Raw genomic sequence first — 12,326 nt, forward strand, 5'->3', positions numbered from 1 at the left:
TAGATTTAAAATTAAAAATAGAAAAATAGTCACTGTAATATCGATAAGATAAAATATACCAAATAGTTTTAAAGAAGAAATGCCTAAGTTTTTATAAAACATCAATTTTTGTTTAGATGCGGTTTCAGATATGAAAAACCACAAAAAAGCAATTAAAAGTAGTTTAATAAAGATTATAGGTGCTATTTGAAATAAAATTACAAACGATATGATATTTATTAAGGCAGACCAAGCAAGAAAAGGTCTGTAGAAATCTAAAATTACTTTTAGTTGATGTATCATATCTATCTTTAACGAAAATTAAAATTAATTATTTCAATTTTTGAACTCACGATTTATCAATTCATAAATTATCGTATTTTTGCGACACAATTTAATTAGATGTTAGACAAATTACAAATAGTAAAGCAGCGTTTCGACGAGGTGAGTGATTTAATCATTCAGCCAGATATTATATCAGATCAAAAACGCTATGTACAACTTAATAAAGAATATAAAGACCTTAAGGTACTTGTTGAAAAGCGCGACGAGTATATTGAAGCGACTAATAATTTAGCAGAAGCCGAAGAAATCATTGCAGATGGTAGCGATGCCGAAATGGTAGAAATGGCTAAAATGCAGTATGAAGAGTCTAAAGAGTTAATTCCTAAATTAGAAGATGAAATTAAGTTTCTTTTAATTCCAAAAGACCCTGAAGATGCTAAGAATGCTGTAGTCGAGTTACGTGCCGGAACAGGTGGTGATGAGGCTAGTATCTTTGCTGGAGATTTATTTAGAATGTACACTAAATACTGTGAAGGCAAAGGCTGGAAAGTAGATACGGTAGACTTTAGCGAAGGAACTAACGGTGGTTTTAAAGAAATTCAGTTTGAGGTGTCTGGTGAAGATGTTTATGGAACTTTAAAATTTGAAGCAGGGGTTCACCGTGTACAACGTGTGCCACAAACCGAAACACAAGGTCGCGTGCATACTAGTGCTGCAACGGTAATGGTTTTCCCGGAAGCCGAAGAGTTTGATGTGGAAATCAATCCTAAAGATGTACGTATCGATTACTTCTGTTCATCAGGTCCTGGTGGGCAGTCGGTAAACACAACCTATTCAGCGGTGCGTTTAACACACATCCCAACAGGATTAGTGGCGCAGTGTCAGGATCAAAAATCACAGCATAAGAATAAAGAAAAAGCCTTTAAAGTATTACGTTCTCGTTTATACGATTTAGAACTTGCTAAAAAGCAGGAGGAAGATGCTGCGAAACGTGGAAGTATGGTAACATCTGGTGACAGAAGTGCTAAGATTAGAACATATAACTACCCGCAGGGACGAGTAACAGATCATAGAATTGGTTTAACACTTTACGATTTAAGTAATATTGTAAATGGTGATATTCAAAAAATAATTGATGAGTTACAATTGGCCGAAAACACTGAAAAGTTAAAAGCTAACGATAACGTAATTTAAAAATGAATAGCCTCTTTAAGAGGCTTTTTTATATATGACAACAGCACAACTTGTAGAACAGATTAAGAAGAAGCAATCCTTTCTTTGTATTGGATTAGATGTCGATTTAAACAAAATTCCGGAACATCTTTTAAAAGAAGAAGATCCTATCTTTGCTTTTAATAAAGCGATTATCGATGCAACGCATCATTTATGTGTAGCTTACAAGCCGAATACAGCATTTTATGAAGCCTATGGTTTAAAAGGCTGGAAGGCACTAGAAAAAACCATTAATTATTTAAATGAAAATCACCCGGAGATTTTCACAATTGCAGATGCCAAACGTGGTGATATAGGAAATACAAGTACGATGTATGCTAAAGCTTTTTTCGAGGATTTAGCGTTTGATTCTGTTACCGTGGCGCCTTACATGGGTAAAGATTCTGTAGAGCCATTTTTAGCATTTCAGGATAAGCATACCATTATGTTAGGATTAACATCGAATGCTGGAGCATTTGATTTTCAAACGAAATTAGTTGACGGTAAAGAGCTTTACAAAAAGGTTTTAGAAACCTCTAAGACTTGGAAAAATTCACAGAATTTAATGTATGTGGTTGGAGCCACTAAAGCAGAGTATTTAGCTGATATTCGTCAAATTATTCCAGACAGTTTCTTGTTAGTTCCTGGAGTAGGAGCGCAAGGTGGAAATTTACAAGACGTTTGTAAATACGGAATGAATGATTCGGTAGGTTTGCTTATTAATTCTTCAAGAGGGATTATTTACGCATCTAAGGATGAAGATTATGCCCAAGTAGCTGCTGAAAAAGCTAAAGAACTGCAAGCTGAAATGGCTGAGATTCTTTCAGTTTAAATTTCAAAATAATATAAAATACGATAATTCGTTTTGGAGGTTTTAGATCAATTACAAAGAACAATTGAATTGAAAAGCACTCCAAAGCGAATTATTTCTTTAGTGCCCAGCCAAACCGAATTGTTATGCGATTTAGGTTTAGAAGAATCCCTTGTTGGGGTGACTAAGTTTTGTGTGCATCCACATCATATAACAACTAATGTGGCGGTAGTTGGAGGTACTAAGCAGGTTCATATCGATAGGATAAAAGCCTTAGAGCCCGATATCATTCTGTGCAATAAGGAAGAAAATACCAAGGAAATTGTAGAGTCTTGTGAAACCATTTGTCCGGTTCACGTTTCTGATATTTACACGATAGCTGATAGTATCGAACTTATAAAGCAATATGGTAATTTGTTTGATAAGCAAACTCAAGCTGAAGCTATATCTTCAAAAATAGCTGCTGAGGTTAGAGATTTTAAAGTCTTTTTAAAAGATAAGCAAGAATTGAAAGTGGCTTATTTTATCTGGAAATCACCTTGGATGGTGGCTGCAAATCATACTTTTATAAATCATCTTCTGGAATTAAATAAATTCACTAATGCTTTCCTTGAGCTAGAGCGTTATCCAGAAGTGTTTTTAGAAGCGTCGGGAGGATATGACGCTGTTGATTTGGTCTTGTTATCAAGTGAACCCTTTCCGTTTAAGGAAAAGCATAAAGATGAGGTGCAAGCATATTTTCCAAAAGCTAAAATTGTTTTAGCTGATGGAGAACTATTTTCCTGGTACGGTTCTAGGTTACTAAAAGCATTTAAGTATTTTAAAATGCTCCGTTTAAATCTTGAGAATAATCTAGCTTGCTAGTATCATCTACAAAATTTTCAACTTTACGCTCTAATTCTTTTAAGCTGATTAACTTGTTTAGGTTTGGCTTAATTCTTCCGACTTTACAAAATTGTGTACTCATAACTTGTTTTTTTATAAAGTACGTGATTTTGTGTGGTTTAGATGTAAGGTAATCGTTAAATAAATGATAAATACGTTAAACTAAAGTTTTTTGATGCTCTCTAGCTAAATATTTTAAACGATTTAATTTATTAAGAAGTTTGATGGCCATATATTCAGAAATATCACTTTGTGCAGAATCTGTCTGGCGTAAGTTATACGCTTGTTCCATTAAAAGCTTATACTTATTTTTAAGCTTCTCCTGATCGATTCGTATGCGGTCAAGTCTATCCATTGATAACTGAATTTCAGATAGTTAAATATACATTTTTTATCTAATAAAAAAAAAAATCCGATAATTATTTTATTAACCATCGGATTTGTATTGAAAACATTGGTGTTTTTTAATCTTGAAGGGCAAAAACTTGTTTAAGTAAAGTGGTTGTTCTCGAAGAGATGTCGGTACGAATTTCTTTTTCTTCAACTGCAATCATTGTGTATACACCTTCAAGAGCTTCACTGGTTACATAATCGGTTAAATCTGGATTAACATTATTCGTAAAAGGAATACTATTGTATTTGTTAATTAGATTGGTCCAGATTTTATCGGCACCTACTTTGGTAAACGAACTATTAATTACTGGGTGAAATTTGTCGTATAAAGCCGTTTGTGTTTTTCCTGTTAAGTATTGGGTGGCAGCATCATCGTTACCTAATAAAATGTTTTTAGCATCGGTAAACGTGATTTGCTTAACAGCATCCACGAAAATAGGGGTGGCTTCTTTTACAGCATCTTCGGCAGCACGATTTAAAGCTTTTAAGCCTTCGTCTGCTAAACTTCCTAAGCCAATACTTCTAAGACTTTTATCAACCTGTTGTAATTCTTCCGGAAGTAAGATCTTAACTAAATCGTTTTTATAAAACCCATCAGTTTGGGTTAGCTTCGATACTTGTTTCTCTATTCCTAAATTTAAGGCTTCTCTTAATCCTGCGGCTATCTGGTCGTTTCCTATAGTTGTTCCTGTTTGTGGAATCTGATTAATAACTTGTTGTAGGTCGCCACAGGCAGTTAATGCGAAAACCATTAATACTGCGAATATCTTTTTAATCATATTTGGGTGTTTTATATCTTAAGCAAATATAGGTTTTAAGATTTACAATTATAGTCGTAGGTATCATTTCAATTATATCAAGAGAATATTACCGTTTTGTTATTATAAACCATAACTTTTCTATCGGCGTGTAATTTTATAGCATTAGCCAATACAATTTTCTCCAAATCACGTCCTTTTGCAATTAAATCTGGAATAGAATGGGCATGAGTTACACGAGTTACATCCTGTTCTATAATTGGTCCGGCGTCCAATTCTTCGGTAACGTAATGACTAGTGGCTCCAATAATTTTCACACCACGCTTAAATGCAGAATGATAGGGTTTGGCGCCAATAAAAGCCGGTAAAAAGGAATGGTGAATATTAATGATTTTATTTGGGTATTTATCGATAAGCGATTTAGGTATAATTTGCATATAACGCGCTAAAACTATAAAGTTAATATCGTGTTCTTCAAGAATGGCTAATTGCTTATTGGCGGCTTCTTCTTTATTGTCTTTCGTTACCGGAATGTGATGAAACGGAATTTTAAAACTATCGGCAATGGGTTTTAAATCCTTATGATTGCTTATGATAAAAGGAATTTCAAGATTAAGTTCACCCGAATTATAACGCCCTAATAAATCGTAAAGACAGTGATCGTATTTAGAAATGAATAAAGCCATTTTTGGTTTACTTTCCGAGGAGTAAATTCGCCATTTCATTTTAAAAACATCGGCCATTTCTTTTTTAAACGAGGCTTTAAGGTTTTCTGTAGAAAAAGTATCGTTAATAAATTCACTTTCCAGTCGCATGAAAAATTCATTTTGTTCACGATCTACAAACTGATCGATATAAACAATATTTCCTTCGTTATTGGCGATAAAATTGGTTACTGAAGCAATAATATTCGGGCGGTCTTTACAGTGTATAAGTATGGTAATTTTATTCATAATCATATATAAGTCTCTCAAAATTAATCTAAAAATCACTTAAGAAGAAAGTGAGAATATGAAATTTAGATAATCGCTTGTAAATAGTTGAATTTTTTGAATATTTCGTAAATTTGACGCATATATAATAGTTTTATTTAATTATACTGAAAAGATGCGTACAGCTCCTTATAAACCAAAACATAAAGTTAGAATTGTTACAGCGGCCTCGTTATTCGATGGTCATGATGCTGCGATAAATATCATGCGCCGAATTATTCAATCTACCGGTGTTGAAGTCATTCATCTTGGACACGACAGAAGTGTTGAAGAGGTTGTAAATACAGCCATTCAGGAAGATGCCAATGCTATTGCGATGACGTCTTATCAAGGCGGGCATAACGAATATTTTAAGTACATGTACGATTTGTTAAAGGAAAAAGGCGCGTCACACATCAAGATTTTTGGTGGCGGAGGTGGTGTAATCCTTCCTGAGGAAATCAAAGAACTGATGGATTATGGGATTACTCGTATTTATTCGCCGGATGATGGAAGGGAACTTGGGCTGCAAGGTATGATTAACGATTTAGTCGAACAATCCGATTTTGCGGTTGGCGATTCGCTAAATGGAGAAGTGAATGATTTGGAAGCAAAAAATCCAAAATCGATTGCTCGTGTAATCTCGTCGGCTGAAAATTTTCCGGAAGTAGCCAAAGAGACTTTAGAAATTATACATGGTAAAAATAAAACCTGTAATACACCGGTTTTAGGAATTACAGGAACAGGAGGAGCAGGAAAATCCTCTTTGGTTGATGAGTTAGTTCGTCGTTTTTTAATCGATTTTCCAGAGAAAACCATTGGAATTATTTCTGTCGATCCTTCAAAACGTAAAACAGGAGGTGCACTTTTAGGCGATCGTATTCGTATGAATGCCATTAATAATTCCAGAGTGTATATGCGTAGTTTGGCAACGCGCCAATCGAATCTTGCTTTATCGCAGCATGTGAATGAAGCGATTGAAGTGCTAAAGGCAGCCAATTACGATTTAATAGTTTTAGAAACTTCTGGTATTGGGCAATCCGACACCGAAATTATCGAGCACAGTAATGTGTCTTTATATGTCATGACTCCTGAATTTGGTGCTGCTACACAATTAGAGAAAATCGATATGCTTGATTTCGCCGATTTAGTGGCGATAAATAAGTTTGATAAGCGTGGCGCTTTAGATGCCTTGCGCGATGTGAAAAAACAATACATGCGTAATCATGAATTATGGGAAGTGAATCAGGATGACTTGCCAGTATTTGGAACCATTGCTTCACAGTTTAACGATCCGGGTATGAATTCACTCTACAAAGCGGTGATGGATAAGATTGCTGAAAAATCCGGAGTCGATTTACAGTCTACGTTCGAAATTTCGAAAGAAATGAGTGAAAAGGTTTTTGTCATTCCACCAAGCCGAACACGTTATTTGTCGGAAATTGCAGAAACCAATCGCTCTTATGATAAAAAGGTTGTTGAACAGGTTGAAGTGGCTCAAAGGTTATACGGAATCTATAAAACGATTGAATCGGTAGTCGGAGAAGTTCCTGAGTTAGATAAGTCTGGAATTGATAATGAAGCGTTAACAATCACTGAAGATAATTCAGCTTTTGTAAAGTTATTGATAGCGGAATTCGACCGTGTAAAAATGAACCTTGATCCTTATAACTGGGAAGTCATTACTGGGTGGAGTGAGAAAGTTGACAAGTATAAAAATCCGATTTATTCGTTTAAAGTTCGTGATAAGGAAATTAAGATTGAAACACATACTGAATCCTTATCGCATACGCAAATACCAAAAGTGGCTTTGCCAAAGTATCAGGCTTGGGGAGATATTCTTCGTTGGACTTTACAAGAAAATGTACCGGGAGAATTTCCGTATACCTCAGGGTTGTATCCGTTTAAACGTACAGGGGAAGACCCAACACGCATGTTTGCCGGAGAAGGTGGGCCAGAGCGTACAAACCGCCGTTTTCATTATGTGAGTTTAGGTATGCCAGCCAAGCGTTTATCTACGGCTTTTGATAGTGTAACCTTGTATGGTAACGACCCGGATTACCGTCCGGATATTTATGGGAAAATAGGGAATGCAGGGGTGAGTATCTGTTGTTTAGATGATGCTAAAAAGCTGTATTCCGGATTTAATCTTGCTGATGCCATGACTTCAGTGAGTATGACGATTAATGGCCCTGCACCTATGTTACTGGGCTTCTTTATGAATGCAGCTATCGATCAGCAATGTGAATTATATATTAAGGAGCAAGGTCTTGAAAAAGAGGTAGAAGACAAAATTGAAGCGATTTATAAAGAAAAAGGTGTCGAGCGTCCTAAATATAATGGTGAATTGCCTGAAGGTAACGACGGTTTAGGGTTAATGCTGCTGGGTGTTACCGGAGATCAAGTGTTGCCAGGAGCCGTTTATAATGAGATTAAAACTAAAACCATTGCTCAGGTTAGAGGAACGGTACAGGCAGATATTTTAAAAGAAGATCAAGCGCAAAATACCTGTATATTTTCAACGGAATTTGCGTTAAGATTAATGGGAGACGTTCAGGAGTATTTTATTGAAAATAACGTGCGTAATTTTTATTCGGTATCTATTTCTGGATATCATATTGCGGAAGCCGGAGCAAATCCTATTACACAGTTAGCGTTGACCTTATCTAACGGATTTACTTACGTAGAATACTATTTGTCCAGGGGTATGGATATTAATAAGTTTGGGCCAAATTTATCATTTTTCTTTTCTAATGGTATCGATCCAGAATATGCGGTTATAGGTCGCGTGGCTCGAAGAATCTGGGCTAAAGCTTTAAAACAAAAGTATGGTGCTAATCCGCGAGCGCAAATGTTGAAATACCACATTCAAACTTCAGGTAGAAGTTTACATGCTCAGGAAATCGATTTTAACGATATCCGTACTACGCTTCAGGCGTTATATGCTATTTATGATAACTGCAACTCGTTACACACAAATGCTTACGATGAAGCCATTACTACGCCAACTGAAGAATCTGTGCGTCGTGCTATGGCCATTCAATTAATAATTAATAAAGAGTTAGGTTTAGCAAGAAATGAAAACCCTATTCAAGGCTCATTCATAATAGAAGAATTAACCGATTTAGTGGAAGAAGCTGTATTGGCAGAATTCGATCGCATTACGGAACGTGGCGGTGTTTTAGGGGCTATGGAAACCATGTATCAGCGTAGTAAAATTCAAGAAGAAAGCTTGTATTACGAGACGTTGAAACATAATGGTGAATTCCCGATTATTGGTGTGAATACTTTCTTGAGTAGTAAAGGATCGCCAACAATTCAACCAAAAGAAGTGATTCGCGCTACCGAAGATGAAAAGCAATTCCAGATAAAAACATTGGAGAATCTTCATAAAACATATGAAGGTCGTATAGAAAGCATTTTATCTGAAGTGCAGGAAGCAGCTATTCAAAACCAAAATGTATTTGAAGTATTAATGGAAGCTACTAAAGTATGTTCTTTGGGGCAAATTACAGAAGCTTTATTTGAAGTAGGAGGGCAGTATCGTAGAAATATGTAAACGCTAGTTTTTTCCTAATAGATTATGAAATCCTGAACCTGAGTTCGGGATTTTTTTATGCTATATAGTTGAGAAATAGGTGTGTAGTTTATCGTGATTTTTTGTAAAATGTTGCAAATTAAAGATTTAAATGAACTGATTAACTAGAAATTTATGTTTCAGTGTGTTTCTTAGGTATCTTAAATGTTCTCTAAAAGTCAATAATATGTTCAATTTAAAAATACATTATTATGGAAGCAACTTTAAATTACAATTTTAACAGAAGGTCTGAGAATCACATCGACTGGTTATTAAACGTTATTAAATCGGAGAAATACTATGAAATTGATAGTTACATAGTTAAGTTAGATAAAGCAAGTTAAATTTATTTAATACCGGAGATTTATACGTAGAACATTACTTTTATTTTTAACGGGCTAATATTCAAAAGACTTAGAATCTTAGGAATAAGTTATAGCTAAAAAAGACGAACTTTTAAAGCGGTTTAAATAACTGTTTAGAAGGCAGAATTAATCTTAGCAAGTGTTGCTAGTATTAATTCTGCTTTTTTATTTTTTATGAATTGGGATGTTATTAGAAAGAAAAGAGAAAATGACACCTTGGGTTATAATGTTAATAACCAAGTACGCTGTAATTGTTTGAATTTTTTCAATTCACTACGTAAAATAGGTAAAAAGTCTTTACCGTTGCTGTTCGATTTTTCTAAACGATACGAATTTCTGTATAACTTGTTTGTTAAGCGTTTTAAGGCAGCAATATGTTTGTGTCTTTTTTCGGTGTAACGTTCTAATTCTACATTAGCAATTTCTGGAGCTAATGAGATAGATTGCTGAACAATATCCCCTGAAAAATAGATGTTACTATCTTCAGAACCATCTGGTTTAAGGTCTGATAAATCGTGGTTTAAGTACGATGAAATGCTTTGTGATAGTGCGAAAATTTCTATCGCTTTTTTATAAATCGGTAATTCCGATAGGTTTTGTGGGGTATTGCGTGACATAATCTTTTTCTCTTTAGCGTTTTTATCAAAATTACAGACAAGTGTTCATATTCTTCTTTAAGATTTAAAGTAAAATTGTATATTTACTTTAATATTTAATTTTTTAACGTAATTTATCTTTTGAATGGTTTTAGATGCGCTTAACTGGAAGATTTTGAAGTGTTTACAGCAGAATGCAAGACTCTCAAATGCCGAAATAGGACGACAAGTTGGGATAAGTTCGCCTGCAGTTTCCGAACGTATTAAGAAAATGGAAGATGCTGGAATTATTTTAGGATATAAAACTGTAGTTTCACCCTTAGATATGGGATATCAATTAAAAGCAATAATTACTTTGCGCGCTTTTATAGGTAAGTTAAAACCTTTTTTAGAAAAGGTAAAAACTTATGATGAGGTTTTGAATTGTTACCGAATTACAGGAAACGAAAACATTGTTATGGAAGTCGTGCTTAAAAATCAAAAGCATCTAGAAATGTTTATCGATCAGTTGATTATTTATGGGGAAACAAAAACGCAAATTGTATTGTCTCACGTCACAAGATTTAAAGAAATAAAACCGTTAAAGTAGAGTAAGGAATCCTCTACAGACGCTAGATTGCATTAGGTTGTTAAGGGTTGAATTATTCGTAATAATACACTCTTGTGGTTATTCTGTTTTGCTTCTTACTTTTGCTGCCACGATCCTTATGCTCTTACTGGCGGGGTAAATCATGAGTTTTTCTCAAGATCTTTATTATTAAAATTTATTGTTTTAATCAAAGAGAATGATTTATAGAAATAATTAAGCGTATTTATTTTTTTCATATATATGGAGAGTACCATCTATATCATGAACAAACATTTTATCTTCATGAAAGGCAATGCTATTGATATCATAAACACCTATAGGGTGTATCCAAACCCTTTTCCCAGTATTTGGATCAATGGCTCCAACGCAGTGTAGCCCCCCTTCCAACCTAACCGCATGAAATACCAAGCCCTCATGATAAACCGGGTGGTTCATAATGGCAAAATGCGGCTTGTTTTTATGTTCCTCATATTCCATACGTTGAAAGTTAATAACCTCCAGAGTGTCTAAATTTATTTCTATAAAGTGAAAGCCATAGCAACTATAAGCCCTATTTTTATGGATGGACAAGGCCATAAAACCCCATGGTAATTTTTGTTGGGAAATAATTCCCCCCGTTAGAATATCAATCTTAAAAACATATAGTTGGGTTAGCACTGCAATGGTGTCTTTATAGTTATAAACTTCTCTAATTTCTCCAGTTTCTATTGATCCATCTATTTCCTGGTATTCTGCAATTTTAGAGAAATCTTTCTGCCATAAAAGGGAGAATTCTGTTTTGTTATATACAAACAATTGACCTGAATATATACGTACAATGTAATCTTGAATCAATTCAATTAACCCTTCAATTTTTTTTTCTCTGTATATTGTTTTCACTTTACCTTTTAGTAAGTCAAATTTGATAAACCCTAACCTTTTGTTGTTTCCATAAAAGTATCTATCATCACAATTTTTTTTAAAAATTATTAGAGGGTGTTCTAATACATAATTCAAAGAAAAATCAGTTATTTTTCTTGAAATTGTTTTTTCATTGTATACAGTGTATATTACATCGTTTCCTTTTAGTATAAAATTATTTATTTTGTCTTCAAAAGAATCCCATACAGTATTAAACTGGCTATCATACTCAACAAGTTTAAGATACTTTTCTTTTTTCTTTAACCCCATAATTTTATCACGATAAAATTCAGGAACTCCTCCATTTAATTTTAATACCTCTTTATACATTATTCTACAATTTCAAAAATTTTATTAAATATTATGTCATTGGATAAGGCGTCTATCAAATCGTCTGCATCCTCAATTGTTCTTCCAAAGGTTTTAGTTAGCCTTTCAGAAATAATAGGGTTATTAATAAACAAGTTTTCCAACCCTCGCTGCCGCACGATTGTATCGTGTGGTTTTGTTTTATAACTTTTAACCATAGTACTCAAATATCAAAATATTTTTAATCAAACCTTCTTCTCCTGCATAATCAGTAGTACTACTATATACATAATCTTCAGCTTTGTAAACTAAACCAGCCTTAACAGGGTTATTGTGTATATAATCTATCTTTTCTTTGATAACCTTATTGCTTCGTAACTTTTTACTATATGGGGTTATTATTATGTCGCCAGAACAGATAATCCTTGACGTTTGATGATTGGTTTGATACATTTTAAATTTTTCCAATAAAAATTCTTTTCGACTTTCTTTATAGTTTTCTTGTATGGCTTTTACGATGGTTTTACTCGTAAACCTTTTAAAATCCCCTAATAATAGTTCAGGCTTCACGACCTTAATACTCCTAAAAATTAAGTGCATATGGTTACTCATAATACACCAAGCTATAATTTACATCTCCTTGTTGGCTTGGCAAAATGATAGACTGTCTAAAATTATATCTTTGTATTGATTTCT

The 12,326-nt window shown here is 34.0% G+C and carries 12 protein-coding genes; 6 read left to right on the top strand and 6 right to left on the bottom strand.

The features are described 5' to 3' along the window. Positions 1 to 381: 381 nt before the first annotated feature. From prfA to ICJ85_RS08260, 3 genes are all read left to right on the top strand, one after another. Positions 382 to 1,458 (top strand): peptide chain release factor 1, encoded by a 1,077-nt coding sequence (prfA, locus tag ICJ85_RS08250; protein WP_188223318.1) that lies wholly within the window; start codon positions 382 to 384, stop codon positions 1,456 to 1,458. 34 nt (positions 1,459 to 1,492) lie between these two features. Next, complete coding sequence (gene pyrF / locus ICJ85_RS08255) at positions 1,493 to 2,308, top strand: orotidine-5'-phosphate decarboxylase (RefSeq protein WP_188223319.1); 816 nt, start codon at positions 1,493 to 1,495, stop codon at positions 2,306 to 2,308. Between the two features lie 69 nt (positions 2,309 to 2,377). Beyond that, entirely contained in the window at positions 2,378 to 3,151 is a 774-nt protein-coding gene (locus ICJ85_RS08260) for an ABC transporter substrate-binding protein (RefSeq protein ID WP_241739515.1), read from the top strand. 178 nt (positions 3,152 to 3,329) lie between these two features. Here ICJ85_RS08260 and ICJ85_RS08265 read toward each other — a convergent pair whose 3' ends face one another. From ICJ85_RS08265 to purU, 3 genes are all read right to left on the bottom strand, one after another. Next, positions 3,330 to 3,527: a Lacal_2735 family protein gene (locus ICJ85_RS08265; RefSeq protein ID WP_188223321.1), complete on the bottom strand. Its 198-nt coding sequence runs from the start codon at positions 3,525 to 3,527 to the stop codon at positions 3,330 to 3,332. A gap of 109 nt (positions 3,528 to 3,636) precedes the next feature. Further along, positions 3,637 to 4,344 (bottom strand): DUF4197 domain-containing protein, encoded by a 708-nt coding sequence (locus ICJ85_RS08270; RefSeq protein ID WP_188223322.1) that lies wholly within the window; start codon positions 4,342 to 4,344, stop codon positions 3,637 to 3,639. A gap of 77 nt (positions 4,345 to 4,421) precedes the next feature. Beyond that, positions 4,422 to 5,276, bottom strand: a complete 855-nt coding sequence (purU, locus tag ICJ85_RS08275; protein ID WP_188223323.1) for a formyltetrahydrofolate deformylase — start codon at positions 5,274 to 5,276, stop codon at positions 4,422 to 4,424. Between the two features lie 154 nt (positions 5,277 to 5,430). Here purU and ICJ85_RS08280 point away from each other — a divergent pair, with 154 nt between their 5' ends. Both ICJ85_RS08280 and ICJ85_RS16650 read left to right on the top strand, forming a co-directional pair. After that, positions 5,431 to 8,853 (top strand): methylmalonyl-CoA mutase family protein, encoded by a 3,423-nt coding sequence (locus ICJ85_RS08280; protein WP_188223324.1) that lies wholly within the window; start codon positions 5,431 to 5,433, stop codon positions 8,851 to 8,853. 230 nt (positions 8,854 to 9,083) lie between these two features. Next, positions 9,084 to 9,215 carry a hypothetical protein gene (locus ICJ85_RS16650; RefSeq protein WP_262891400.1) on the top strand — a complete coding sequence of 44 codons (132 nt, stop codon included), beginning with the start codon at positions 9,084 to 9,086 and terminating at the stop codon, positions 9,213 to 9,215. A 242-nt stretch (positions 9,216 to 9,457) separates the two neighbouring features. Here the strand turns inward: ICJ85_RS16650 and ICJ85_RS08285 are convergent, their stop codons facing one another. Beyond that, entirely contained in the window at positions 9,458 to 9,853 is a 396-nt protein-coding gene (locus tag ICJ85_RS08285; protein ID WP_188223325.1) for a hypothetical protein, read from the bottom strand. Positions 9,854 to 9,977: 124 nt separating this feature from the next. On the opposite strand from ICJ85_RS08285, the gene ICJ85_RS08290 reads away from it, so the two are divergent. Continuing rightward, positions 9,978 to 10,421, top strand: coding sequence for an Lrp/AsnC family transcriptional regulator (locus tag ICJ85_RS08290; RefSeq protein ID WP_188223326.1), 444 nt, complete (start codon positions 9,978 to 9,980; stop codon positions 10,419 to 10,421). 213 nt (positions 10,422 to 10,634) lie between these two features. Here ICJ85_RS08290 and ICJ85_RS08295 read toward each other — a convergent pair whose 3' ends face one another. Both ICJ85_RS08295 and ICJ85_RS08300 read right to left on the bottom strand, forming a co-directional pair. After that, positions 10,635 to 11,651 carry a hypothetical protein gene (locus tag ICJ85_RS08295; RefSeq protein WP_188223327.1) on the bottom strand — a complete coding sequence of 339 codons (1,017 nt, stop codon included), beginning with the start codon at positions 11,649 to 11,651 and terminating at the stop codon, positions 10,635 to 10,637. Positions 11,652 to 11,840: 189 nt separating this feature from the next. Continuing rightward, positions 11,841 to 12,260: a transposase gene (locus ICJ85_RS08300; RefSeq protein ID WP_317173065.1), complete on the bottom strand. Its 420-nt coding sequence runs from the start codon at positions 12,258 to 12,260 to the stop codon at positions 11,841 to 11,843. Positions 12,261 to 12,326: the final 66 nt, after the last annotated feature.

The sequence above is a fragment of the Aestuariibaculum marinum genome (genome assembly GCF_014596975.1).
Classification (GTDB): Bacteria; Bacteroidota; Bacteroidia; order Flavobacteriales; family Flavobacteriaceae; genus Aestuariibaculum; species Aestuariibaculum marinum.

Excerpts from the sequence above, each read along its gene's own strand:
- prfA (WP_188223318.1), top strand. The coding sequence starts at position 382 with ATGTTAGACAAATTACAAATAGTAAAGCAGCGTTTCGACGAGGTGAGT.
- pyrF (WP_188223319.1), top strand. The coding sequence starts at position 1,493 with ATGACAACAGCACAACTTGTAGAACAGATTAAGAAGAAGCAATCCTTT.
- ICJ85_RS08265 (WP_188223321.1), bottom strand. The coding sequence starts at position 3,527 with ATGGATAGACTTGACCGCATACGAATCGATCAGGAGAAGCTTAAAAAT.
- ICJ85_RS08270 (WP_188223322.1), bottom strand. The coding sequence starts at position 4,344 with ATGATTAAAAAGATATTCGCAGTATTAATGGTTTTCGCATTAACTGCC.
- purU (WP_188223323.1), bottom strand. The coding sequence starts at position 5,276 with ATGAATAAAATTACCATACTTATACACTGTAAAGACCGCCCGAATATT.
- ICJ85_RS08280 (WP_188223324.1), top strand. The coding sequence starts at position 5,431 with ATGCGTACAGCTCCTTATAAACCAAAACATAAAGTTAGAATTGTTACA.
- ICJ85_RS16650 (WP_262891400.1), top strand. The coding sequence starts at position 9,084 with ATGGAAGCAACTTTAAATTACAATTTTAACAGAAGGTCTGAGAATCAC.
- ICJ85_RS08285 (WP_188223325.1), bottom strand. The coding sequence starts at position 9,853 with ATGTCACGCAATACCCCACAAAACCTATCGGAATTACCGATTTATAAA.
- ICJ85_RS08290 (WP_188223326.1), top strand. The coding sequence starts at position 9,978 with ATGGTTTTAGATGCGCTTAACTGGAAGATTTTGAAGTGTTTACAGCAG.
- ICJ85_RS08295 (WP_188223327.1), bottom strand. The coding sequence starts at position 11,651 with ATGTATAAAGAGGTATTAAAATTAAATGGAGGAGTTCCTGAATTTTAT.